The 25,158-nt window shown below is 72.0% G+C and carries 18 protein-coding genes; 10 read left to right on the top strand and 8 right to left on the bottom strand.

Annotated features, from left to right (window positions below; translation table 11 throughout):
- Nucleotides 1–80 precede the first annotated feature (80 nt).
- From C3489_RS01370 to C3489_RS01380, 3 genes are all read left to right on the top strand, one after another.
- Entirely contained in the window at nucleotides 81–929 is an 849-nt protein-coding gene (locus C3489_RS01370; protein ID WP_103778931.1) for an LLM class F420-dependent oxidoreductase, read from the top strand.
- 21 nt (nucleotides 930–950) lie between these two features.
- The gene (locus tag C3489_RS01375; protein ID WP_103778933.1) at nucleotides 951–3,536 is read left to right on the top strand and encodes a bifunctional FO biosynthesis protein CofGH; all 2,586 of its coding nucleotides are present in this window, start codon (nucleotides 951–953) and stop codon (nucleotides 3,534–3,536) included.
- A 72-nt stretch (nucleotides 3,537–3,608) separates the two neighbouring features.
- Nucleotides 3,609–4,175 carry a L,D-transpeptidase gene (locus C3489_RS01380; protein ID WP_103778935.1) on the top strand — a complete coding sequence of 189 codons (567 nt, stop codon included), beginning with the start codon at nucleotides 3,609–3,611 and terminating at the stop codon, nucleotides 4,173–4,175.
- On the opposite strand, the gene C3489_RS01385 is transcribed toward C3489_RS01380, so the two are convergent.
- Nucleotides 4,168–4,698 (bottom strand): DUF2165 domain-containing protein, encoded by a 531-nt coding sequence (locus C3489_RS01385; protein WP_103779331.1) that lies wholly within the window; start codon nucleotides 4,696–4,698, stop codon nucleotides 4,168–4,170. The genes C3489_RS01380 and C3489_RS01385 overlap by 8 nt on opposite strands.
- 233 nt (nucleotides 4,699–4,931) lie before the next feature.
- Here C3489_RS01385 and C3489_RS01390 point away from each other — a divergent pair, with 233 nt between their 5' ends.
- From C3489_RS01390 to C3489_RS01400, 3 genes are all read left to right on the top strand, one after another.
- Entirely contained in the window at nucleotides 4,932–7,436 is a 2,505-nt protein-coding gene (locus C3489_RS01390) for a caspase family protein (RefSeq protein WP_181139455.1), read from the top strand.
- A 151-nt stretch (nucleotides 7,437–7,587) separates the two neighbouring features.
- Nucleotides 7,588–8,703, top strand: coding sequence for an ADP-ribosylglycohydrolase family protein (locus C3489_RS01395; protein WP_103778939.1), 1,116 nt, complete (start codon nucleotides 7,588–7,590; stop codon nucleotides 8,701–8,703).
- Between the two features lie 146 nt (nucleotides 8,704–8,849).
- Nucleotides 8,850–9,254, top strand: a complete 405-nt coding sequence (locus C3489_RS01400; RefSeq protein ID WP_103778941.1) for a hypothetical protein — start codon at nucleotides 8,850–8,852, stop codon at nucleotides 9,252–9,254.
- A gap of 6 nt (nucleotides 9,255–9,260) precedes the next feature.
- On the opposite strand, the gene C3489_RS01405 is transcribed toward C3489_RS01400, so the two are convergent.
- On the bottom strand, nucleotides 9,261–10,832 hold the full coding sequence (locus C3489_RS01405; RefSeq protein WP_103778943.1) for a sodium:solute symporter family protein: 1,572 nt from the start codon (nucleotides 10,830–10,832) through the stop codon (nucleotides 9,261–9,263).
- Between the two features lie 371 nt (nucleotides 10,833–11,203).
- On the opposite strand from C3489_RS01405, the gene C3489_RS01410 reads away from it, so the two are divergent.
- A complete protein-coding gene (locus C3489_RS01410) occupies nucleotides 11,204–12,979 on the top strand; it encodes a metallophosphoesterase family protein (RefSeq protein ID WP_103778945.1) in 1,776 nt (591 codons plus the stop codon).
- 70 nt (nucleotides 12,980–13,049) lie between these two features.
- Here C3489_RS01410 and C3489_RS01415 read toward each other — a convergent pair whose 3' ends face one another.
- The 4 genes from C3489_RS01415 to C3489_RS01430 all read right to left on the bottom strand — a co-directional run bounded on the left by C3489_RS01415 (nucleotide 13,050) and on the right by C3489_RS01430 (nucleotide 20,872).
- Nucleotides 13,050–13,952, bottom strand: coding sequence for a hypothetical protein (locus tag C3489_RS01415; RefSeq protein ID WP_103778947.1), 903 nt, complete (start codon nucleotides 13,950–13,952; stop codon nucleotides 13,050–13,052).
- The gene (locus C3489_RS01420; RefSeq protein ID WP_103778949.1) at nucleotides 13,949–16,015 is read right to left on the bottom strand and encodes a glycosyltransferase family 39 protein; all 2,067 of its coding nucleotides are present in this window, start codon (nucleotides 16,013–16,015) and stop codon (nucleotides 13,949–13,951) included. The genes C3489_RS01415 and C3489_RS01420 overlap by 4 nt, the downstream gene beginning before the upstream one ends.
- A 267-nt stretch (nucleotides 16,016–16,282) precedes the next feature.
- Nucleotides 16,283–18,178, bottom strand: a complete 1,896-nt coding sequence (locus C3489_RS01425; protein WP_103778951.1) for a hypothetical protein — start codon at nucleotides 18,176–18,178, stop codon at nucleotides 16,283–16,285.
- A 162-nt stretch (nucleotides 18,179–18,340) separates the two neighbouring features.
- Complete coding sequence (locus tag C3489_RS01430; RefSeq protein WP_374936710.1) at nucleotides 18,341–20,872, bottom strand: D-alanyl-D-alanine carboxypeptidase; 2,532 nt, start codon at nucleotides 20,870–20,872, stop codon at nucleotides 18,341–18,343.
- A gap of 382 nt (nucleotides 20,873–21,254) precedes the next feature.
- Between C3489_RS01430 and C3489_RS01435 the strand changes: the two genes are divergently transcribed.
- The 3 genes from C3489_RS01435 to C3489_RS01445 all read left to right on the top strand — a co-directional run bounded on the left by C3489_RS01435 (nucleotide 21,255) and on the right by C3489_RS01445 (nucleotide 23,578).
- Complete coding sequence (locus tag C3489_RS01435) at nucleotides 21,255–22,004, top strand: GPP34 family phosphoprotein (protein ID WP_103778955.1); 750 nt, start codon at nucleotides 21,255–21,257, stop codon at nucleotides 22,002–22,004.
- 322 nt (nucleotides 22,005–22,326) lie between these two features.
- Complete coding sequence (locus tag C3489_RS01440) at nucleotides 22,327–23,184, top strand: helix-turn-helix transcriptional regulator (RefSeq protein ID WP_103778957.1); 858 nt, start codon at nucleotides 22,327–22,329, stop codon at nucleotides 23,182–23,184.
- A gap of 202 nt (nucleotides 23,185–23,386) precedes the next feature.
- Complete coding sequence (locus C3489_RS01445) at nucleotides 23,387–23,578, top strand: DUF397 domain-containing protein (RefSeq protein ID WP_103778959.1); 192 nt, start codon at nucleotides 23,387–23,389, stop codon at nucleotides 23,576–23,578.
- 130 nt (nucleotides 23,579–23,708) lie between these two features.
- Here C3489_RS01445 and C3489_RS01450 read toward each other — a convergent pair whose 3' ends face one another.
- Nucleotides 23,709–24,584 carry a MerR family transcriptional regulator gene (locus tag C3489_RS01450; protein ID WP_103778961.1) on the bottom strand — a complete coding sequence of 292 codons (876 nt, stop codon included), beginning with the start codon at nucleotides 24,582–24,584 and terminating at the stop codon, nucleotides 23,709–23,711.
- Nucleotides 24,585–24,648: 64 nt separating this feature from the next.
- A complete protein-coding gene (locus tag C3489_RS01455) occupies nucleotides 24,649–25,149 on the bottom strand; it encodes a glutathione peroxidase (RefSeq protein WP_103778963.1) in 501 nt (166 codons plus the stop codon).
- Between the last annotated feature and the right edge of the window lie 9 nt (nucleotides 25,150–25,158).

The following is a 25,158-nucleotide window of genomic DNA, read 5'->3' on the forward strand; positions in this document are numbered from 1 at the left end:
GGGGAGCGGCGCGGTGTTCCACGACCGCGCACCGACCGGACGGTATCGACTGCGGGCGTCCGGCGCGGTACAGATGCCCCATGCGCATCTCCGTCACGGTCTTCCTCACCGACGAGACCATCACGCCCACCCGCCTCGCCCGCGAGCTGGAGCAGCGCGGCTTCGCCGGGCTCTACCTGCCCGAGCACACCCACATCCCCGTCGAGCGCACCACCCCCTACCCGGCGGGCGGCGACCTGCCGCGCGAGTACGGCCGCACCCTGGACCCGTTCGTGGCCCTGGCCCAGGCCGCCGCCGTCACCGAACGGCTCGGCCTGGGCACCGGCATCACGCTGGTCGCCCAGCACGACCCGATCGACCTGGCCAAGCAGATCGCGACCCTCGACCACCTCTCCGGCGGCCGCCTCACGCTCGGCGTCGGCTTCGGCTGGAACGTCGAGGAGGCCGCCGACCACGGGGTCCAGTGGAGCACCCGGCGCTCCCTGGTGCGCGACCGGATGGCGCTGATGCGGGCCCTGTGGGCACCCGAACCGACCGGCCACGACGGCGAGTTCGGCAGCGTACGTCCGAGCCTGGCCCACCCCAAGCCCGTGCAGAAGCCGCGCGGCCCGGTCCTCGGCCCGCGCACGCTCGTCGGCGGGGCGGCGGGGCCGAAGCTGTTCGCGGACATCTGCGCGTACGCCGACGGCTGGCTGCCGATCGGCGGGCGCGGCCTGACCGAGTCCCTGCCCCGGCTGCGCACCGCCTGGACCGACGCGGGCCGCGACCCGGCCGCCCTCCAGGTCGTCCCGTACGCCGTGCACCCGACCGCGGGCAAGCTGGCCCACTACGCCGACCTCGGCATCGAGGAAGTCGTGCTCCAGCTGCCGCCCGCCGGGGAGGCGGAGATCCTGCGCACACTGGACGAGCACGCCCGCCACCTGAGCTGATCACCCTCTTATCCTCGAAGGATGACGACTTCCGCGACCTCCGGAACCGGCCCCACCGAGAACTCCATGCGTCGCGCCCTCAAACGCGCCCGGGACGGCGTCGCCCTCGACGTCACCGAGGCGGCGGTGCTGCTCCAGGCCCGCGGCGAGGCCCTCACCGACCTCGCCGCCTCCGCCGCCCGGGTCCGCGACGCCGGCCTGGAACAGGCGGGCCGCCCGGGGGTCATCACCTACTCGAAGAGCGTCTTCATCCCGCTGACCCGGCTGTGCCGGGACAAGTGCCACTACTGCACCTTCGTCACCGTCCCCGGCAAGCTGCGCCGCGCCGGGCACGGGATGTTCATGTCCCCGGACGAGGTCCTCGACATCGCCCGCAAGGGCGCCGCCCTCGGCTGCAAGGAAGCCCTCATCACCCTCGGCGACAAGCCCGAGGACCGCTGGCCCGAGGCGCGCGAATGGCTCGACGCGCACGGCTACGACGACACCATCGCCTACGTCCGCGCCATCTCCATCCGCATCCTGGAGGAGACGGGCCTGCTGCCCCACCTCAACCCGGGCGTGATGACGTGGACGGACTTCCAGCGGCTCAAGCCCGTCGCCCCGTCGATGGGCATGATGCTGGAGACGACCGCTGAACGGCTCTGGTCGGAGCCGGGCGGCCCCCACCACGGCTCCCCGGACAAGGAACCGGCCGTCCGGCTGCGCGTGCTTCAGGACGCCGGCCGCTCCTCCGTCCCCTTCACCTCGGGCCTGCTCATCGGCATCGGCGAGACCTACGAGGAGCGCGCGGAGTCCCTGTTCGCGCTGCGCAAGGTGTCCCGCGCCTACCACGGCATCCAGGAACTGATCATCCAGAACTTCCGCGCCAAGCCGGACACCGCGATGCGCGGCATGCCGGACGCCGAACTGGACGACCTGGTCGCCACGGTGGCCGTCGCCCGGCTCATCATGGGCCCCGGCGCCTGCCTGCAGGCCCCGCCGAACCTCGTCGACGCCGAGTACGGGCGCCTCATCGGCGCCGGCATCGACGACTGGGGCGGTGTCTCCCCGCTGACCATCGACCACGTCAACCCCGAACGCCCCTGGCCGCGGATCGAGGAACTGGCCGAGAAGTCCCGTGCGGCCGGCTTCCGGCTGCGCGAACGGCTCTGCGTGTACCCGGAGTTCGTGCGGCGCGGCGAGCCCTGGCTGGACCCGAGGCTGCTGCCGCACGTGCGCGCTCTGGCCGACCCGGAGACCGGCCTCGCGCGTGAGGACGCCGTCGTCGAGGGCCGGCCGTGGCAGGAGCCGGAGGAGGTCTTCACCGCCACCGGCCGCACCGACCTGCACACCTCCATCGACACCGAGGGCCGCAGCTCTGACCGCCGCGACGACTTCGACGAGGTCTACGGCGACTGGGACGCCCTGCGCGAGGCCGCCGCCCCCGGCATGGCCCCCGAGCGCATCGACACCGACGTACGCCAGGCGCTGCGCACCGCAGCCGACGACCCCACGAAGCTCACGGACGCCGAGGCGCTGGCCCTGCTGCACGCGGACGGGCCGGCGCTGGACGCCCTCACCCGGATCGCCGACGACGTCCGCAAGGCGGCGGTCGGCGACGACGTGACCTACATCGTCACCCGGAACATCAACTTCACCAACGTCTGCTACACCGGCTGCCGCTTCTGCGCCTTCGCCCAGCGCCGCACCGACGCGGACGCCTACACGCTCTCCCTGGACCAGGTCGCCGACCGCGCCCAGCAGGCCTGGGACGTGGGCGCGGTCGAGGTGTGCATGCAGGGCGGCATCCACCCGGACCTGCCCGGCACGGCGTACTTCGACATCGCGAAGGCGGTGAAATCCAGGGTCCCCGGCATGCATGTGCACGCCTTCTCCCCGATGGAGGTCGTCAACGGCGCGACCCGCACCGGAATGTCGATCCGCGAGTGGCTGACGGCCGCCAAGGAGGCCGGCCTGGACACCATCCCCGGCACGGCGGCGGAGATCCTGGACGACGAGGTCCGCTGGGTGCTGACCAAGGGCAAGCTGCCCACGGCCACCTGGATCGAGGTGATCACCACGGCTCACGAGCTGGGCATCCGCTCCTCCTCGACGATGATGTACGGCCATGTCGACCAGCCCCGGCACTGGCTCGGCCATCTGCGCACGCTCGCGGACATCCAGCAGCGCACGGGCGGCTTCACGGAGTTCGTGACGCTGCCCTTCGTGCACACCAACGCCCCCGTCTACCTCGCGGGCATCGCCCGGCCCGGCCCGACGATGCGCGACAACCGCGCGGTCACCGCGATGGCCCGCCTGCTGCTGCACCCGCACATCCCGAACATCCAGACCAGCTGGGTCAAGCTCGGCACCGAGGGCGCCGCCGAGATGCTCCGATCCGGCGCCAACGACCTGGGCGGCACCCTCATGGAGGAGACGATCTCCCGCATGGCGGGCTCCTCCTACGGCTCCTACAAGTCGGTCAAGGACCTGATCGCGGTGGCGCAGGCCGCGGGCCGCCCGGCCAGGCCCCGCACCACGCTCTACGGCGAGGTCCCCGAGGAGCGGCAGCGTGCGGCCGCGGCCTCCGACGGCCACCTGCCGGAGCTGCTGCCGGTGCTGGACTGAGCGGCGGGGCGCCGGCGGCAGGGCAGTACGATGATCCGGCCCCCGGGATGCCGGGGGCCGGAGACTGAGGAGATGCGTGCGGTGCCTGCCCGACTGCTGCCCTCGTGGGCCTGGGTCACCACGCTGACCGTGGGCGCGGTCGCCGCGGTCGCGGTGCTGGCGGTGCGGGCCGACGACGGGCCGAAGCCGGTGGCGGGTGCCGCCCGGCCGAGCGCGTCGGCGTCGGCGCAGCCGCACCCGGCGCCGTCGGCGCCCCCGGCGGTGCCGGACGGGTCGGGCACCGGGCGGCGGGTCGTGTACTCGCTCGCGCAGCACCGGCTCTGGCTGGTCGATGCCAGCGATTCCCCGCGCCGCACCTTCCCGGTGTGGGCGGGCACGGTCAGCCCGGACCCGGGGAACTACACCGTCTCGACCCGGCGGGAGAGCACCACCGGCTCCGACGGCGTGCAGATCGAGCACATCGTGTACTTCGCGGCCAAGTCGGGGGTGTCGATCGCGTTCTCCAACGCGGTCGACGGCTCTTCCCCGCCGCCGCCCGCCGCCGGCACCCGTACGGGTGGCATCCGGATGCGGGCGGCTGACGGGGCGGCGCTGTGGACGTTCGCGACGCCCGGGACGACGGTCGCGGTGGTCAGCTAGCGGCCTTCTCGGCGGCGGGCACCTCGGCGGGCCTGCCGTCCCCGGCGGCCAGGTGGTTCACCACCAGCACGATGCCGCTGACCAGGAAGATGCGGGTGGCGGCGTCGAGGCCGTTCCAGTTCTTCGACTGCCACATGGCGAACCATTCGCCGCCGATCGCGATGAACCCGGCGCCGAACAGCAGCATCAGCATCAGCAGGCCGTACGTGGACAGCCGCCGGGCGAGCGCGGCGTCGCGCCGGGCCCAGCACACGGTCCCGGCTATCAGCACCAGCGCCGCGAGGCTCTCCCACACGATGATGGCGACGTAGGCGGCGTTCTGCAGGCCCTTGCTGGTGATGGCCCGCCACATCAGGTCGTCGTCCTTGAAGGTGGTGTCCATGGCCAGCACATGCTGGACGAAGGCCTGGTTCGTCCCGAAATCGGTGATGTTCCCGAAGGCGACGAGGGCGATGTAGAGCGCGAGCACACCGGTGAGGACACCGGCGGCGAGTGCAAGCGCGCGTGAGGTGGGGGTGGTCATGCCGATCATTCTGCCCAACCGCCGCCGCCGTCGGTGCAGGCCTCAACTTCCCTCCGGCCCCTGTCCCTTGACTGTGGATGGCCGCTGCAATGGAATGGACCGGCAGACCGGCAGGCTTACCGCGGGGGACGCATGGCGTTACGGATCGGGCAGGCGGCACCAGTTCATTCCCGCGGACCCGCGAGAGCCGCGGCGTCCGGTCGCGGATCCGGCCGGCCCTGCCGACCAGGACGATGATCCGGCTGCCCGACCCCGCACGCTCCCGGGCCTTCCTGTTCGGCGTGACCTCCTACGCCGACGAGGGACTGCCCGATCTGCCGGCCGTCGCCGGCAACCTGAGAGAGCTGCGGCGCCTCCTCACCTCCCCGGACGGGGGCTTCGCACCCGAGCACTGCGTGGTGATGGCGGAACCGGCCACCCCGCAGGCCGTCCAGGACGCCCTGCGGCACCAGGCGGCCCAGGCGGAGGACACCCTGCTCGTCTACTTCGCGGGCCACGGCGTGCGGGAGCGCGACGACAGCCTGTATCTGGCCCTCGCGGACACCCACCAGGACGACGCGGTCGTCAGCGGCCTCGCGTACGACGACATGAGCGCGCTCATCCGGCAGGAGCCGCACACCGCGGCCCACCGGATCGTGATCCTCGACTGCTGCTTCAGCGGCCCCTTCTCGCCGAGGACGGGCGCGGGCAGCGCCGATCCCGTGGGAGAGCCGGCGATCGAGGGCGCCTGCGTGCTGGCCGCCGGCGCCGGCGACGCGGCGTCCCTGGCCCCACCCGGCGAGCGGCACACGGCGTTCACCGGCGAACTGCTGCGCCTGCTCGAAGGAGGCGTGCCGGGAGCCGGGGACCTGCTCCCGCTCGGCACGCTCACCGAGCGGCTCATGCAGGCCGCCCGGCTGCGGGGACTGCCGGAACCCAGGCACGCCCTCCACGGCACCACCCGGGACCTCGCGCTCGTCCGCAACCGCGCGGCGACCCCCGGCACGGGACCGGTGCCGGACGCCGCACCGCCGGTGCCGCCCGCCGCCGCGCAGACCCACGCGGCCAGGCCGCTTGTGTTCGCCGGAGAACTCCACGCCACCAAGGCGGACCTCGCCCGCACGGTACGCGCCCACTGGTCGAAGGCCGCCCAGGTGTTCTTCCAGCGCATGGGGACACGGCAGGAGCCGTCCGAGGGCTGGCGCGAACTGCGCGGCTGGCTGCGGCAGTTCAGCGATCCGCTGGCCGACGACGTGGAGGGCCGGATCGCCCTCGTCGACCGGTACCTGACCGCCGGCGGCCTCACCCCGGACCACAAGCTGCTGCACCTGCTGCGCTGGCTGGACCCGGACGGACCGGTCGTCTACCGCGGCGCCCCCGTCACCTACGGCACGCTGCGGCGGGCCTGTCTCGCGCGCCCCGCCAGGGGCTGGGACAAGCGGATGCTGGCAGACCTGGAGAGCCAGCCGCTCCTCGGCACGCTGGCCGGGTTCCGTTCCCTGGAGCGGCTGGCCGGGGTGCAGGGCAGGTGGGACACGGCGGTGCGGGCCTGGCGCGCGGCCACCGGCGTGCGGGGGCTGCCGAAGGACGTCCGCGACTGGGCCGTCGCCACGGGGCCCGGGGCCCTGCTCGCCGGGCTGCTGCCGTCGGATCTGCCGGAGGAACGGGTGCCGGAAGGTGCCCGCCCGCCGTCCGACGCCCGTCCGTCGTCGCGGACCGTGCCCTGGTACGACCAGCTGCTCACGGCGGCCGGGGGGCCGCAGACGCCGCTGGGCCGGCTGCTCGAAGCCGAGTGGTCGAAGCGGGCCGAGACGGAGGCCCGGCGCGAGGAGGAGGCCCGCCGGCAGGAGGAGCGGCGGCGCGAGGAGGAGGCCCGGCGTAGGGCGGAGGCGGACGAGAGGCGTCGGCGCGAGGAGGCCGAGCGGCGGGAGCAGCGGCAGGCCACCCCGCTCGTCGCCCCGGAGGAGAAGCCGGCGGCCGGGCCTCCGGCCGGGCCTCCGGCCGGGCCGGAGGCCTGGGAGCGGCAGGCGGCCCAGGTGCGGCAGGCCCGGGAACGCTCGGCGGCACGTGAGCGCCTGGCGTCGCTGGACCAGCAGACCGGCCCGCAACGCGAGACGTGGCCGGGCCGGACCGCACCCCGGCCACCGGCTCCGCCGCGTCCACCGGCTCCGCCCCGGCCGCCGGCGCGGGAGCAGCGGGGGCGGGACGCCGGCCCCCTCCGCACGGATCCGCTCGACCGGATGGTGGCCGTCGCCTGGGCGCTGGCCATCGGCGTCGGCTGGACCCTCGTACCGCTCGTCGTCGTCTGGACGACCTGGTGGTACGGCAGCTACGAGGTCGACGCCGCCCGCACCCTGACGGCGGCCTCCGCCGTCGCGGGCGCCGCCGCGCTGGCCGCGCTGGTACCGGGGGCCTTCGGCCTCGGCACCGGCTTCCGCCCGCGACTGCTCCGGCCGTCCACGTGGGCCCCGGCGCCGGGTGCGGCGCTCCTGCTCGGCGCGATGCTGTACCTCTACTGGCTGGCCGGGCACAACGCGTCGTCGCGGGCGAGCACCATCAAGGCGGACTCGGATCTGCTGAGGAAGGTCGGCTGGGACCGCTTCTGGACGTTCGTCAACCAGCACAGTTACCGCGTCTCGGGCGTGGACGCCCTGCTGTCGCTGCTGCTCCTGCCGGTCCTGGCGGGCTGCGCGGTGGCCGGGTTCTGGGCGGGCAGGCGGGTCGTCCGGCGCTGCCGGGAGCGGTACACGGGCCGCTGACGCCGGTGCGGGCCCGCCGTGAGCGGCCCCGGTCCCCCGGCCCACGGCCCTGACGCGCACATTTCCCGCGCTTTTCCGCCCTGAACCCGTCGTCCCTGTTCGATTACAGTGCTGCGCGTCGTACATATGGACGGTGCCCGGGGAGGTCTAGGTGGGCGCGACAACCGGTGCCGTCTGGGGCCGAGCCGAACAGCAGGACTTCCGCAGCCGGGTGCGGGGCACGCTCCTCGGGGCTGCCCTCGGGGACGCGCTGGGCTCGCCCGTGGACGGCCTCGGCCTGGCCGCGATCCGGGAGGCGTACGGCCCCGAGGGCGTCGCCGACCTCCTGCCCGCGCACGGCCGGCGGGGCGCCGTCAGCCATCTCACCCAGCTGACCCTGTTCACCGTGGACGGGCTGATCCGCGCGCAGGTGCGCCGCGACACCGGCGCCTGGCATCCGCCGACCGACCTGCACAAGGCGTACCGGCGCTGGCTGGCCACCCAGCGCGACTGGGGTCCGGACGAGCGCCGCGAGGAGGACGGCTGGCTGGCCCGCGAGGAGTGGCTGTACGCACGGCGCGAGCCCGGCCGGGCGCTGCTGCTGGGGCTCGGCGACGAGACGATGGGCACCCTGGAGGCGCCGAAGAACCCCGGTGAGGCCGGCCCCGAGGCCACCGCCCGCTCGGCGCCCTTCGGGCTGCTCGTCGGCTGGGAACCCCAGCTGGTGGTGCAGCTGGCGGTGGAGTGCGCGGCGCACACCCACGGGCACCCGGTGGCCTGCCTGTCGGCCGGGGCGTACGCGGTGATCGTGCACGGTCTGGCGCGCGGCCAGAGCCTGGACGGCGCGGTGCAGCAGGCGCTCGCCCTGCTCGCCGCCCGCCCCGGCCACCAGCCGGTCTCGGACGCCCTCCAGCACGCCCTCGGCGCGGTACGGCAGGGCCTGCCGACGCCGGTACGGGTGACGGAGCTGCTCGGGGACGGCACCGCGGCCGGGGTGCTGGGCGCGGCCGTCTACTGCGCGCTGGTCGGTGAGGACGTCCGGCACGGTCTGCGGCTCGCCGTCAACCACGACGGCCCCTCCGGCGCGACGGGCGCCCTCGCCGGCGGTCTCCTCGGCGCGCTGCACGGCGAGACGGCCCTCCCGCCGGCCTGGCTGGCGGAGCTGGAGGGCCGCCCGACGATGCTGGCGCTGGCCGACGACTTCGCGATGGAGATGACCCAGGGCCCCGCCCTGCACGGCCCGGCGGGCGCGTCCCCGGCCTGGCTCGCCCGCTACCCGCGCGCGTAGGTGTGTTTCAGCCCTCGTCCGGGGCCGTCGGTTCGTTGAAAGCGCGGTGAGGCCGGCGTGAAACCGGGGGGCCGCAAGCTCCTTGTCACACGGAAGGCGACGCGAGCCCCGCCCGGGGGCCGCGAAGGACCCAAGGAGCACACACCATGGCCCTCACCCTCACCGCCCAGGACAAGAACACCCTGCGCACCGCCGCGTACGGCGCCGTCTCGCTGCTGGCCGCCGCAGCCGGTTCGCCCCACAAGGTCGCCACCCAGGGCAGCGTCGCCCTGGCCACCGCGACCGGCCCGATCGGGCACGTGCTCGCCGAGAAGTCGAGGATCGAGGGCCTGAACGGCAGCTCCGTGGCCGAGCTCGCCGACCAGGTGCTGCCGGCCCTGACCGCCGCCATGGCCCTGCTGGGCGAGCAGGACCGCGAGGAGGCCGGCAACTTCCGCGCCACCGTCGTCCTCGCCCTGGAGGCGGGCGCCCGGTCGCACAAGGGCGAGCCGGGCCCCGCCATGAGCGAGATGGTCCGCAAGATCACCGCCGTCCTCGACGCCGCCTCCTGACGGTGCCTAGCCCCTGCCGGCCGTCCCCAGTGCGTCCTCCACACCGTTCGCCGGGGACGGCACGGCCGCCGCGGCCGCGTCGTCGTCGGAGTTGAGGCGGTCGATGATCGCCAGCCGCTCCGGGGTGTCCTCGGGCTTGAGCCGGCCGACGACGACGTACAGCACCAGGGAGACGGCCAGCGGGATCGACACCTGGTACTGCAGCGGCACACCGCCGTCGATCTGCCAGCTGATCGGGTAGTTCACCAGCCAGAAGGCCAGCAGGCCCAGCGCCCAGCTGGTCAGGGCCGCCGTCGGGCCCGAGCGGCGGAAGGGGCGCAGCAGGCCCAGCATCATCGGGATGGCGATCGGGCCCATCAGACCCGCCACCCACTTGATGACGACGGTGATGATGTCCTTGAACGCGGGGGAGTTGACCTGGGTCGCCACCGCCATGGACAGGCCGAGGAAGACGACGGTCGTCACCCGGGCCGCGATCAGCCCGGAGCGCTGCTCCCATTCCCGCGCCCGCCGGGAGAGCACCGGCGCCACGTCCCGGGTGAAGACGGCGGCGATGGCGTTGGCGTCGGAGGAGCACATGGCCATGGTGTGCGAGAAGAAGCCGACGATCACCAGGCCCAGCACGCCGTGCGGCAGCAGCTGTTCGGTCATCAGGGCGTAGGCGTCGGAGCCGTCCGGCTTCTGCGCGTGGACGAGCAGCGGCGACATCCACATCGGGAAGAACAGCACGAGTGGCCAGACCAGCCACAGCACCGCCGACAGCCGGGCCGAGCGCTCGGCCTGCCGGGCGCTGCCCGTGGCCATGTAGCGCTGCGCCTGGTTGAGCATGCCGCCGTTGTACTCGAAGAGCTTGATGAACAGGAAGGCGAGCAGGAACACCGTGCCGTAGGGGCCGACGAGCGGCTTGCCGTGGCCGTGCAGGGCGGGCTCGTCCCAGGCGCCGAGGAAGCCGATGCCCTTGTCGTTCAGCTTCAGCACGACCGCCACGAACATGGCGACACCGGCCAGCAACTGGATGACGAACTGCCCGAGTTCGGTCAGCGCGTCCGCCCACAGCCCGCCGATCGTGCAGTAGACGGCCGTGATCGCCCCGGTGATGAGGATGCCCTGGTTCAGGGAGACGCCCGTGAAGACCGACAGCAGCGTCGCGATCGCTGCCCACTTGGCGCCCACGTCGACGATCTTCAGCAGCATCCCGGACCAGGCCAGCGCCTGCTGGGTGGGCAGGTTGTAACGGTTCTTCAGGTACTCCAGCGGGGAGGCCACATGGAGCCGGGAGCGCAGCCGGTTGATGCGGGGCGCGAACAGCTTCGAACCGATGGCGATGCCGAGGGCGATCGGGAAGGACCAGGTGACGAACGAGGTGACGCCGTAGGTGTAGGCGATGCCCGCGTACCCGGTGAACATCACCGCGCTGTAGCCCGACATGTGGTGCGAGATGCCGGACAGCCACCAGGGCATCTTCCCGCCGGCGGTGAAGAAGTCGCTGACGTCGTCCACCCGCTTGTGCGACCAGACGCCGATGGCGACCATCACTGAGAAGTAGCCGATCAGCACGGCCCAGTCGAGACTGTTCATGGGCCCGATCGTGCGGTCCGTCACATGAACACGACAATGGAGCGTAAGGTCAAGTCGCGGTAAAAACGTTCGACTTGATGGCCCACGTTCACCCATATGAACTACGCCGGGTCGGTCCGGGCGCCCTCCGCGCACCGCCGGCCCGAAGCTGAGGCGGCGTCAGCCCGCCGCCGGGGTTCCTTCACCCGGCGGAGTGAAGACGGCGCCGAGATGGCCGTACCCGGCTCGCGTTGAGCCCCGATTCGGGCGATAAGGCGGCATACGTTGACGTGCGGCACCTCCGCAGCTGCCCGGCCACCGCGCCGGCACGGCGCGAAGGGGCCGACAGCACGTCCTCATGTCTGTGTTCGCCTTCCGCAGCCGGAGCCTTCATGCGCCCATTCGATACCAGGACCAGACGCCGCCAACGTCTCGTGCACCGCAGCCTCGCCGCCCTTGTCACGCTGATCGCGGCACTCGCCCTGCCCGGCACCGCGTTCGCCGACCTGCCCGGCGCCAGCCCCCAGCTGACCCGGGCGCCGTACCTCTCGGACGTGACCCAGACCTCGGTCCGGGTGAACTGGGCGACGAGCACCCGGAGCACGGGCACCGTCAGATGGGGTCCGCTCGGCAACTGCACGGCCAACACCGCCTCCGCGACCGCGGCGGGGACGTCCATCACCGTCAACGGAGTGACCGAGTACCAGAACAAGGTGCTCGTCTCCGGGCTGGCACCCGGCACGCAGTACTGCTACCGGGTCTTCACCGGCGGGACCGCGCCCGTGGACCTCCTGGGCACCAACCCGTCCCCGACGTTCACCACGCTGGAGCCGGCCGGCGGGACCACGCCGTTCAGCTTCGCCGTCATGGGCGACTGGGGTGACACCACGAACCGCGGGCAGAACACCGGCGCGCTCAACGTGAACCAGGCCAACGTGATGTCGCAGCTCAACGCCAGCGGGACCCGCTTCGTCCTGTCGGCCGGTGACGTGGCCTACCCGAGCGGCAGCCAGACCAACTACGGTGACCTCAACCAGACCGGGGTCAACATCAGCGCGGTCTTCCGGCGCGAGTACTGGGCCTACCCCGGTCAGCGCCTGCCGCTGTTCTACTCGATGGGCAACCACGGCCGGAACAGCACGGCGCTGTCGAACTGGCCCGAGACCAGCAACGCCGCCGCCTCCGGCGGAACGTACTCGATGGTCAGCTACCCGTCGTTCTTCGGCACCAACCCGGCCAGCTACCCGACCACCTACTTCGCGTTCAACAGCGGCCCCGTGCGCTTCTACGTGCTCGACGCCTCGTGGACCGACAGCAACGTGGGCTCCGCGACCGGTGGCTCCTGCGGAACCGGTACGAGCTGCAAGATGTACCAGATCGACGCCGCCGCGCACTGGGCGACGACGGCCGCCGAGTACCAGTGGCTGCAGAACGACCTGGCCACGCACCCGGGCGGACTCAAGGTCGCCGTGTTCCACTTCCCGCTGCGGTCCGACAACTCCAGCCAGAAGTCGGACATCTTCCTCCAGAACACCGCGACCAACCCCAACAGCCTGGAGAAGCTGCTGTCCGACCACGGCGTGAACCTGGTGTTCAACGGTCACGCCCACCACTACCAGCGCAATGTGGCCCCGCCCGGCGGCGTCCCCAGCTACGTGACCGGCGGTGGCGGCGCCACCCTGCACTCGGTCAGCCGGTGCGCCTCGACCGACGCGTACGCCATCGCCTGGTCCTACACCTCGAACTCGGGCAGTCGCTGCGGCTCAGCGCCGGTGCCGACCTCCGACTCCCAGGTCTACCACTTCCTCAAGGTCACGGTGAGCGGCACCACACTGACCGTCACCCCGACCGACTCCCTGGGCAGGGTCTTCGACCAGCAGGTCTACAACTTCGCGGCCGACGCCGCCGCGCCCGCGCCGGTGACCGGCCTCACCGCCACGCCTCAGGGCACCACCGCCAACGTGCTGCGCTGGAACGAGGCGAGGGACAACGTCGGCGTGACCGCGTACGACGTGTACCGCAACGGCCGGTACCTGGCCACGCTGTCGGCCGACAAGCGGACGTACTGCGACCGGACGGCCGTCTTCCTCGCCCCGTACCGCTACGAGGTGCGGGCCCGCGACCTCGCGGGCAACACCAGCTCGGCCACCACGTCCGTGACCTGGTGAGGCCGCGGCGCCACGCATGACACCACCGGCCGCCGGTCATCGGGTCCCCACCCGTGACCGGCGGCCCTGCTCATCGCCGTTTGATGATGAGCGACTTGGCGACGACAGCCGACTGCCCGTCCTTGGTGGCGTAGAAGTGCACGACGAACGCACCCGGCGCGTGCAGAGCGACGAAGTTCATGCTGGTGGAGCCGAGCGTGTTCGTCGAGGCGGCCTTCCAGCCGACCCCCTTGCCCGAGGCGTTCGTGATCTCGGCGAAGACGTGCACCTGGCTCGCCGGGACCGTCCTCGTCCCGGTCGTCGTCCGGGTGTTCACCACGGCCCGGAACGGCTCCCCGACCGCGACGGCCGCCGGCAGGTCCACCGTGACGGAGAGCTTGCCGGGGCTGCTCACCGGCTTCGGTGTCGCCCGCGCGGCGGGGACTCCGTCGGGCACGATCCGCCAGGCGGGGTGCAGCTCGGCGGCATGTCGCTGGTTGCGGTCGAGGACCCACGCACCGTAGAACGTCGCGTGCTTGCCCGGCGGGGGAATGATCACGTGCGGCTCGTCGGGCGGGACCACCTCGACGTTGAGCAGGCCCTTGTTGGCCGAGCGCAGATAGGGCTGGTACTTCTCGTCCACCGCGACCGTCAGGTGCGTGTTGCCGTCGTTCGGACGGTACTGCACCTTCCGCACGACCCCGCTGACGGTCGCGCAGTCGGCGACGACCCGCAGCCGCTTGGGGTTGTGGACGTGCGTGAGCGGATCGCTCCGGCAGGCGACGCCCGCCCCGCTCCAGCTCGGCGCCCCCGCGGCGGTGCCCCGATGCTCCGAGCGCGGGACGAGCAGAGCGACCAGGACCGCGACGACGGCCACGAGGACGACGGCACCGGCGACGGTCAGCTGCCGGCGGCTGAACCGGCGGCCGAACGCCTCGACCTGGGGGTCCTCCGCACCGCGGCGGCGTGTCGCCGGCTCCTCGTGCTTCCTCATCGCCGTACCGCCAACGTCTGCTCGGCGTAGTTGCCCACCTGGTCCGAGACCTCCAGCCGCCATGTCGGTCGGACGCGCGCGGGGACGGGGAACGACAGCGTGACCTTCCCCGATCCGTCCGCCTTCGCCCGGGCCACGACGGCACCGTGGTAGGCCGCCGTGACCGGGCTGTTCGGTTCGAAGCCCTGGCCACTGACCTGCGCCTGCCCACCGCTCGCCCGGTAGGAGATGGACGGCTTGGGGAACACCTGCGAGGCGTACCGGCCGCCCGAGTCCGTCATGACGAGCAGGGACCGGGGACGGGTCCGCGGCGGGATGGCGAGCGTGACGGACGCCGCGCCGTCCACGTCGGTACGGCCGCGCGCGACGACCTTTCCGTTGTACGTCACGGTGACCGGCGAGTTCGCCATGAAGCCGCTGCCCGCCACGGTCACCCTCGGCCCGCTGGTCCTGAGGGCGATGGCCGGCCGGGGGTGGCGGGTGGTCAGCCGGTAGATCCAGGTCCGCGCCTCGTGGTGGCGGTATTCGACGTGGACCAACTGCCCGTGGTAGTGCTCGACGAGCATCTGCAGGCGGTGTTGGGTGGCCGTGCGGGTCACCTGGTCCTCCGTGGGCGGGTCGTCCTCCCACGGGGTGTAGTAGACGAGGTAGGTCACCGCCCCGTCCGCGATCAGCCGGTTCGGCCACTCGGTCACCCAGTCCCGCGGTGTCCGTGCGCCTCCCTTCGGAGCGGACGCCGGGACGACTTCTCCGCCCGGCAGGATGGTCGCGAGGTTGAAGCGCCCGAACGGATAGGAATCGCGGTGCGCGTAATAGGCGAAGATGTACTGCGCCGAGCCCTGGGACAGGACCATCACACCCGCGTCCTTCGGGGACTGCGTCCCGATCCACTTGGCGGCTTCCCGCAGGCCGGGATAGGACCTGTCCTCGAAGGAGTCCCTGATGTTCGGGATGGCCGCCACGAACACCGCGAGCGCGAGAACGGCCGGGGTCCACCGCCGGAGTTGAGGCCGCCGCAGCGCGTACGACGCCGAGGCCAGTGCCCGGCCGGCGAGGATCGACACCGCCGGAATCATCGGGACAAGGTAGTTGAAGCCCTTCAGCGGATAGAGCGAGTAGAAGAAGAACACCGCCAGGGCCCACAGCAGCAACAGCAGGTCGCCGCGAGTCCGGCGGTAGAGGGCGAGGACGATCCCCGCCACCCACAACGCCACCACGATCGGGCCGTCGTAGGAGTACAGCAACTTCTCGTAGTAGTACCAGGGAACGGCGCTGTTGCGCCGCAGGCTCGATCCCAGGAACTGGCTGAAGGTGCCCCAGTTCTGCGCGAGTTGGACGAACACGGGCACGCAGGCCACCACCGCGGCGAGCAGGGTGAGCAGCAGATGGCGGGGTGTGGCGAGCTTGCGCACATGCCCGGCGAGGGCGACGTAGACGACCGCCACCACCAGCGCGAGCCCGCCGGTGACCTTGGCCTGGACGGTCAGAACGCCCGCGGCGGCCATCGCGTACAGCCATCCGGGGCGCTCGGTGTGCACGAGCCTGACCGCGCAGAGAATGGTCAGGGTGAAGAAGAAGGCGAGCGTGGAGTCCAGCAGGGCGAGCCGGCCCAGGTACACGGAGTAGCCGCTGACGGTGAACATGAGTGCCGCGAGCAGCGCGCTGCGCCGGCCGAAGAACGTCAGAGCTATCCAGTAGATGACGGGCACGGTGAGTGTGCTGAATATGGCGGAGAGAACACGGCCCGGCACGTCCCCGACACCGAACACCCGGAACACGACCGAGAGCATTTCCTGGTACAGCAGGAAGTTGGAGTTCCCGCGGCTGATCAGGATGAAGTAGCGGTCGAGGTCATGGGCACCGGCCAGTACGCCGGCCTGGCCGACGTAGACGGCCTCGTCGCCACGCAGGCCGATGCGTTGCAGTTGCACCAGGCGCAGCACCGCGGCCAGGGCGATGATGCCCAGAAGCGGCAGGTCGACTCTGCCGGCGAGGCGCGAGAAGGATTCCCGAAACCGTGGCAGCGCCCGCCTGGGCTCTGGTCCGGTCGCAGCTGTGCCCATTCTTTCCCCTGGGGTGGGCCTCGGTGCTGAATCGGCCTCGTTCGCCACGCGCGGGCGCACCACACGAGTGCGAGGACGACTTGTCGAAGGAGGTGGGCGCGCACCGATCGGCGCCGAGGTCACTCCTTCGTGGGTGATATAGCTCTCAAATCCCACGAAACCAGGTCATCCGGAGGGTTGTCAATTCGGCAGGAAAGTGTAAAGACCTGCCCATGTCATCCCTGCCCCGCACCTGACCTGACGGAGTGTCGGAGCGGTTCGCGGCCCCTACCGCGTCTTCGCGCTCTGCTTCAGCTCGTCCGGGCAGGGCGTGCCACGCGGCAGCTGGTAGGGCGCCGCCAGCCGGTAGGTGCCCGCCTTCGGCGCCAGCAGCACGGTCCACCGGTCGCCGTCGGCGTCCTCCTCCGTCTGCGTCAGACAGCCGTTCACGTTGTCGTACGTCTTCGGCGTGCCCTCGGGGCGGTGCTTGGAGGCGTCCGTCTCCTGCGGGGCCTTCAGGCTCTTGCCCTCGGCGTCGACGATGCTCAGCCACGGCGAGTAGGGGATGCGCACCAGGATCGGCCCCGGCTCGCTGACCTGGATGGTCATCTCACCCTGCTCGGCGCGCAGCACGACCGCGTTCGGCTCGGCGAGCGGCGCCGGGTCGGTGACCTTGAACAGCTGCCACTGGGCGTCGCCCCAGATCTGCCGCAGATACGGCAGCCCGCGCCGCACCAGTTCCCGCTCCCGCTGTCCGCCGTCGCCGTCCGGCTCGTCCTTGGGCACGACCACGTAGTGCACCGCCCAGCGCTGGAGCCACTCGTGGTAGTTCGCCGAGTTGAGCGTGTCGTCGTAGAAGAGAGGGTTGCGTTCCATGTCGGCCTGGCGGTTCCAGCCCCGGGCCAGGTTCACGTACGGCGCGAGCGCGGAGGCCTCGCGGTGCGAGCGGGCCGGGACGACCTCCACCCGCCCCTTCTCCGCGCCCACCTGCTGCAGCTGGTTCACCAGCGGGGCCAGCTCACGCGACCAGTTGGCGGCCGGGGCGGTGTGGACGATGTCGTCGACCGTCTTGAAGCCGATCCAGCCGGCGAACCCGGCCAGCGCCAGCACCGCCGTGTACCAGCGCCAGGACTTCCGCACGGTGAACGGCAGCGCCGCCACCAGCGTCGCACCGGCGAACAGCATCGCCAGCCGGGTGATGTTGGAGCCGATCTGCGAGCTGATCAGCCACACCAGCAGCACCGCGAGCCCGTACACGGCCGCCGTGACCCGCACCGTCTTCCAGCGGCGCGGGGACAGGACGAAGACCAGTGCCGAGTACAGCAGCGGCAGGGACGCCGAGCCGAACGACATCGGCTGCGTACCGGAGAACGGGAACAGCCACGCCGAGACCGCCACCACCGCCGTCGGGGCGAGCCCCAGCGCCCAGGCGCCCGGCCGCCGCTTCTGCAGGAACAGCGCGACCGCCACCAGACCCACGAACAGCCCCGCCACCGGCGAGGCCATCGTGGCGAGCGCGGCCAGCGGCGCCGCGCACAGCGCCTTCGCCCACCGTTTGTAGCGCCAGCGGTACGGCCAGCAGAAGACGGCCGCGACCGCGCCCAGCGCGAACATCGTGCCCAGCCCGAAGGTGACCCGTCCCGAGATGGCGTTGCAGATCAGGGCGAACACCCCGGCCATCGCCGCCCACAGCGGATTGCGCACCGCTCGGCTGCGGATCAGGATCAGCGTCAGCAGCCCCGCCGAGACCGTGCCGGCGATCATCATCGTTGTACGGACCCCGAGGACCGACATCAGATACGGCGACACCACGCTGTACGACACCGGGTGCATACCGCCGTACCAGGCCAGGTTGTACGCCGAGTCGGGGTGCCGGCCGACGAACTCCGCCCACGCGTCCTGCGCCGCGAGATCGCCGCCGCTGTTCGCGAAGGTGAAGAACCAGACGATGTGCAGGACGCCCGCGAGCGCGGTGACGGACAGCACCGGGTGGCGCAGCAGCCGCTCCCGCAGGGCGAGGAAGGCGGCCCGGAAGCGGGCCGGGCGGCCCGCGCCGCCGTCGGAGGAGCCGGACGGGCCGGGTCCGGTGCCGGGTCGGGTGCCGGTTTCAGGCAGCGCTATTCGAGGGCCGGTACTCGATCCCGTCCCCGTGTCGTCGGCGCGTGTCGGCTCCGCAGTGGCCACCTGTAGGCACTCCCAGTTCCCGTCTTCTGTTCTCGGTCACGATCGGCGACCCGTCCCGTCTCGCGACGCTAGCACGCACCCCGCCGGGGAGCCCTGGTGGTGCTCCGCCGACGGGGTGCGGGGGCGTGACCGGCAGGGGCCGCGGCGCGCGGCCCCCGGACGTCAGGCCAGCCGGGTCAGCTTGTCCGCGAAGGCCGGCTCGGTCAGGTCCTGCTGGAGGGCGACCGGCACCTTCAGCGCACCGCTGGTCCCGTCACCCACGGTGAGCGTGCCGACCTTCGTCCCGGCCTTCGCCGTGTGCGGCAGGGTGTCCGCGGCGAACGACAGCTTCACCTTCAGGCCGGCCCAGCCGACCGCCGTGACGTCCTGCGTGAGCACCACGGGGGTGTGACCGCCCAGCTGGTCGTCCACGTATCCGACGACGTCGCCCTTCTTCAGGATCTTCGCCGAGGTCAGCGCGTCCTGTGCGGCGAGCAGCGCGGTCTTGCTGACCGTGTTGACCGTCTTGAGGATGGTCGGCTTCTGCTGGCCGAGGACCGCGCCGACGATGGTGACGGTCTTGCCCCCGACCGTCCTGCGGGAGGCGAAGAGCAGGTTGCCGCCGGCGGCGGTGGTGCTGCCGGTCTTGATGCCGATCGCCCCGATCTTGTACGGCAGCTCGTTGTAGTTGTCGTGGTACTTGCCGGACGGGTCGGTCCAGCTGGCCTTGCTGGTGATGTCCACCAGCGCCGGGTTCTTCACCACCGCGCGGCCGAGCGTGACCTGGTCACGGGCCGTGGAGACGGTGGTCTCCTTCAGGCCCGAGGGGTCCGTGTACGTCGTGTTCGTCATCCCGAGCTCCTTGGCGGTGTCGTTCATCTTCTTGACGAACGCCGCCTCCGAGCCCGCGTCCCAGCGCGCGAGCAGCCGGGCGATGTTGTTGGCGGAGGGGATCATGATGGCCGACAGGGCCTGCTGCTCGGTGAGCTGGTCACCGGCCTTGACGGTGTTCAGCGTCGACTCGCCGTCGTTGCTGTAGCCGCCCTCCTTCTCCGCCAGTGCGTCGATCTCGATCTTCGGGCCGCCCTCGCCCACCTTCAGCGGGTGGTCGCGCAGGATGATGTACGCGGTCATCGTCTTGGCGACCGAGCCGATCGGCACGGGCGTCTGCCGGCCGAACTGGTCCATCGTGCCGATGCCGTCGACGTCCACCCAGCCCTGGCCCTCGTCGGACCACGGCAGCTTCACCTTGTCGCCGGCGAACGTGTGGCTGTCCGCCGCGGTCAGCACCAGGGTGGGTGTCGGCAGCGGCCGCACCGCCTGCACGACCGCAAAGACGATCACCAGCAGGATCACCAGCGGCGTCCAGATCTTCACCCGGCGCACCACCGTGCGCAGCGGGGTCTGCGGGGGCGGTGGGGTGTTCGTCAGCTCCGCCAGCAGGTCCAGCGGCGGCTTCGGCGGCAGCGGCTGCTGCGTGGTGCGCTCCGGGCCGACCTGGGGGATGGCGGCGGTGGCCTCGGCGGGCGCGGGGGCGGCCTTGGCGGCCGGCTTCGGGTCCGTGGGGGCCGTGGTCCCGGCGCCGGCCGGGGTGGGCTTGGCGGGCGGGGTGACGCGGCGCAGCGCGGTGGTGGCCTCGCTCGACGCGGCCGTCGCGGGGCGCGGGGGCTTGCGGGTGGACGGGTCGTCGAGCGGCTTGAGCGCGACGAACTTGCTGGTCCGCTCGGAGTCGGACTCGGGACGCGGCTGGGGCTTCGGCTTGGCGTCCTGCTTGGCGTCGGCCTTGGGCTGCGGCTTGGCGTCCCGCTTGGCGTCCGAGGGGGTGTCCTGGGCGGGGTCCGGCTTGGCGTCGGCCTTGGGCTGCGGCTTGGCGTCCCGCTTGGCGTCCGATGCGGAGTCCGGCTTGGCGTCCTCGGCGGGCTTGGGCTCGGCGGGCTTGGGCTCGGCGGGCTTGGGCTCGGCGGGCTTCGGCTTGGCGTCGCCCAGCTTGAGCATGGTGGTCGGCTGGTCGACACCGCCCTTGCCCGCGCCCTTGCCGCCGCGCGCCTTCGCCAGGTCGCCGATCTTGAGCATGGTGGTGGGCTGGTCGCCGCCCTTGGGGGCGGTTTTCTTGCCGGCGTCGGCGTCCTCGTCGGCCGGCTGGGCGTCCTCGGGGGCGTCCTGGGGGCCGTCGGCGTCCGTGGCGGCCTCCGCCTCCTCGTCGGCCGTACGAGGCTCGCTGTCGGCGTCCTGGGCGTCCTCGGCGTCCTGGGCGTCCTCGGGGCTGGCGTCGCTCTCGGCGGCCTCCGAGCCCTCGGAACCCCCGGGACCCTCCGCACCCCCGGCCGACGCGCCGGCGTCCTTCGGGGACCTCACCCAGGCCGCCACGGCCTCACGCAGCCGGGCGTCCCCCTCGGCGTCGGAGTCGGAGTCGGCGGCGGTGTCCTCACCGGCCTCCTCGTCGTCCCCGGCGTCCTCGCGGGCGTCCTCCGCGTCCTCGCGGGCATCCTCCGCGTCATCGGCGTCCGCGGCGTCGGCCTGCGTCGCGCCCTGGGGCTCGCCGTCCGCGCCCTCCCGGGAACCGCCGTCGGAACCGTCCCCGGAACCGCCGTCGGCACGCCCGTCGCCCTCGCCCTGCTCGGACTCCTCCAGATCCCGTACCGACAGCACCCGGGTGGCGGTGTCCACGCCCCCACGGCCCCCGTCGGTCTCCCGGCTCTCGGTCTCCCGGCTCATCGCCAGCCGAGGGTCCCGGCCCCCCGCCGCCGCGTCGCCGGAACGTTCAGCCCTGGCCTCGGGAACCGGTGCCGCGTTCCCCGGCGTCGGTTCCGCCGACGACTCGCGCTGCTTCGACCTGTCGGGGGACTCGCCCGCCACCGATGCCTCCTCCATACGCCGCCGCACACCCTCCGTGCGCCTGCCGAAACCGTGAACCGCCGCCCGGGACACCGCCCCACGGCACTGTCCGAACCATGTACCAGTGTCCTGTGTGAGGGCCCGACTCCTGCGTAGGACGAGAACGACATACCTGCCGGTTCCCTCACAAACAGGTCACGCACCCTCGACAGACCAATGTGAGAGGGGTCACCCTGTCATTCATCCACGCGGGGAGGCATGGATGGGCAGGAGCCGCAGAACACTTCCGGAGGAGCTTCTGCTGCTGGCACTGGACCCGGCCACGGGTACCACTGCACAGCCGCAGTCGCTCGACCTGGGTCTGGCCGGAGCACAGCTAGTGGAGCTGGCGCTGGCCGGACGGATAGCCCCGGACGGGGATCGTATCGCCGTGGTGGTACCACGGCCGACAGGAGATCCGACTCTGGACTGCGCGTTGGAGTTGCTGCGAAGGCGCGGCGCTCCGGTGCGTGCCGTCCACTGGATCGGCGGGCCGCGTCTCGGGCTCCGCCAGACCTACCTCTCGCATCTGGAACGGTGCGGCATGGTGCATGCCGTCGAGGGCCAGATGTGCGGAGTGCTGCCGACGACGCGCTACCAGGCGACGGACAACGAGATCAGCCGGGAGATCAGGGCCCGGCTGGATTCGGCGATCCGCACCGGCGTGCCGCCGGACCCGCGGACCGCGGCGCTCGCCGCCCTGGCCCACGCGGTCGGTCTCGGCAAGCACCTGTACCCGGGCAACGAGGGCCGTTCGTCCCGTTCCCGGTTGCGGGACCTGATCCGGCACGACCCGATGGGCGGGCTGGTGGCGCACGCCGTCATGGACGTGCAGAACGGCGTGGCGGCACAGCCGCGCCGCGGGGCCGCCCCCGGCCGGCAGGCGGGTGCGGCCCGGGCCGCCGCGGAACCCGCTCGTGGCGTTCCGGCGCAGCCGCACCGGGGACCCATGGCACGCGCCGTGGCCCACTGAGCACCGGACTCACCGGGCACCGGACTCGTCGAGCACCTCGCTCACCGGGCACCGGACCCACAGGACGCCGTGCGCACCGAGCACCGGCGTCACCACAAGGACCCGTCCGGGAGCCGCGCGTTCCGCGCGGGGCGGCCCGGCCGTATGCCCTCAGGGGCGCGGCCGGGCCGTCCCGCGCGGACGCATGTCCGGGGCGCACCGGCAACGGCACCGCCGCATATCCCCCATTCGGCAGCGGTAGAAAGCACCTTGGTGGCAGTCTGCTCAACAGCAGATACGCAAAGTTGCAAGCAACAGGCACGCAGCCGGAGGTGCACGTCCCGTGGCGTCCAATGTCAATCCCACTGTCAGGCGGCGCCGGCTGGGCCAGGAGCTGCGCAGGCTCCGCGAGCTCAAGGGCATGACGGCCGAGGAGGTCGCCGAGCGGCTCCTCGTCTCCCAGTCGAAGATCAGCCGCCTGGAGAACGGCCGGCGCAGCATCAGCCAGCGCGATGTGCGCGACCTGTGCAGCGTCTACGAGGTCGAGGACCAGCGGGTCGTCGATTCGCTGATGCAGATGGCCAAGGACTCCCGCCAGCAGGGCTGGTGGCACACCTTCGGCGACATCCCGTACAGCGTCTACATCGGCCTGGAGACGGACGCGGCGAGCCTTCGGGTGTACGACCCGCAGGTGGTGCCCGGTCTGCTGCAGACCCGGCAGTACGCCGAGTCGCTCATCGCGGGCGCGCTGCCGGAGACCGCCCAGAGCGACATCGAGAAACGCGTCCAGGTGCGGATGCGCCGGCAGGAACGAATCACCGCGCCGGACAACCCGCTGCGGCTGTGGGCGGTGCTGGACGAGGCGGCGCTGCGCCGGGTCGTCGGCAACGAGTCCGTGATGCGCGACCAACTGGAGTACCTGGTCGAGCAGTCGCAGCTGCCGCACGTCACCGTGCAGGTCATCCCGTTCGACATGGGCGCCCACCCGGGCCTCAACGGCCAGTACGCCATCCTGGAGTTCCCGGACGCGGCGGACTCCAGCGTGGTCTACATCGAGGGCGTGACCAGCGACCTGTACCTGGAGAAGCCGAACGACGTGCACAAGTACGCCATGATGTACGAGCACTTGCGGGCGCAGGCGCTGAACGTGGACCAGTCGCTGCAGTACATCTCGCGGATCGCCAAGGAGTACGCCCGCTGACCCGCCGGAAGGCCGCCCGGCCGTGGGAAATGCCGCACGGTACACCAGTCAACGGCCGGGACGGAAGTCTCCTCTGGAATATGCCATCCAACGAGTGAATGGCCGCTTCGGAAGCCGAGGGGGGCGAGTAGCGTCGATCACGCCAAGCCAGCAACAAGGTTGGCGTGAATCGAGCAACCTTCTCAGGCAATACGGAGCAGAAATGGCAATTCGTCAGGGCGCCACGGACACGTGGACCAAGTCCTCGTACTCCACGGGCAACGGCGCGTGCGTCGAGATCAAGTCGCCGCTCGTGGCGGCCATGGCCGTACGGGACTCCAAGGTCCCCGAGGGCCCGATCCTGTCCTTCCCGGCCGAGGCGTGGTCCGCCTTCGTCGCCTCGGTCAAGTCCTGAGGGGAGGGTCTTCCTGAGACCCGCAGTCCCCGCATCACGGAAGCACCCCGTACAGAGCCCTCTCGACGAGCTCGCCGTCCTTGCCGAGAGGGCTCGGCTTTCCCCTCGGCGCTAGGCCCTTTCGGACGGCCTAAGTGACCGGGAAGGCCACATCGCACACCGGGTCCTCGGGCCCGGCAGCCTCCCAGTCGGCGAAGTAGACCTCCCGGCACGGGCCGCCGTACTCCAGCCCCCGCTCCTTCATCCACGCCTCCACCGCTTCGAAGGCGGCGAGGATCTGCGGGTGCGCGACCTGCGCCTTGCTGATCCGCGTGTACGCCAGCCGCCGCGCCGGCTCCACCCGCACCGTCGTCTCCCAGGCCCGCCCCTTCTCCGCCGCCCACACCCGGGCCGCGGCCTCGTCGGCGACGGGCACGCAGGACTCGGCCGGACCGTCGCTCTCCATGGACACCTCGGAGTGGTAGACGACGAACGGCGCCCCCACGATCCCCCCGCACTCCCGGGCCGCGGCCTCCAGCCGGCCCAACGACGCCCCGATCCACGCGGGCAGCTCGTCCGCGAGCGTGTGCCGCTTCTCGCTGATCACCACCTGGGCCGGCACCTCGACCGTCTCCACCACGAACCTGCCGTACATCTCGAAGCCCCTTCCGGACAGTCGTCCACGGAGGAACTCGGCGAGCGTGCGCTGCTGCGCGATCCGCGCCTCGACAACGGCCCAGTACGCGCCGAGCCGGTCGGCCGCCGCACGCCCGTCGCTCTCGGCGGCCGCGACCACCTCGGAGATCATCGCGAGCGGCATGTCCAGCTGCCGCAGCAGCGCCACCGTGCGGGCGCGGTCGATCTGAGCGGCGCGGTAGTAGCGGTAGCCGCTCACCTCGTCGACGTGCGCCGGACGCAGCAGCCCGAGCCGGTCGTACAGCCGCAGGGCCTTCGGCGAGAGCCGGGCCCGCGCGGCGAACGCGCCGATCGTGAGCAGTTCGTCGTCCACCAGAGCATCCTCCGTCACCGGGCGCGGTCCGCCCGGCAACGGGAACGCTGCTCCTTGCCCCAGGGGCAAGGTCAACCGCCGGCTAGCCGAGCGCCTTCTCGACGGCGGCGACGACCGCGTCCGCCTCCGGCTCGGTCTGCGGCGAGAACCGGGCGACGACCGCGCCGTCCCGCCCGATCAGGAACTTCTCGAAGTTCCAGCGGATGTCCCCGCTGTGCCCCTCCGCGTCCGCGAAGCCGACGAGCCGCTCGTACAGCGGGTGCCGGCCCGCCCCGTTGACCTCGACCTTCTCGGTCATCGGGAAGGTCACGCCGTACGTCGCCGAGCAGAACTCGGCGATCTCCTCGGCGCTGCCCGGCTCCTGCCCGAGGAACTGGTTGCACGGTACGCCGAGCACCGTGAAACCGCGCTCGGCGTACCGCTCGTGCAGCTTCTCCAGTCCGGTGTACTGCGGGGTCAGGCCGCACTTGGAGGCGACGTTCACGACGAGCACGACCTGCCCGGCGTAGCTCTTCAGGTCGGCGGGCCCACCGGTGAGCGAGCCGATCTCGACGTCGAGGGGAGAGGAGGCGTCAGTAGTCATGAGCGGAGC

The organism is Streptomyces sp. Ru71, from assembly GCF_002920535.1.
In the GTDB taxonomy this organism is placed as follows: domain Bacteria; phylum Actinomycetota; class Actinomycetes; order Streptomycetales; family Streptomycetaceae; genus Streptomyces.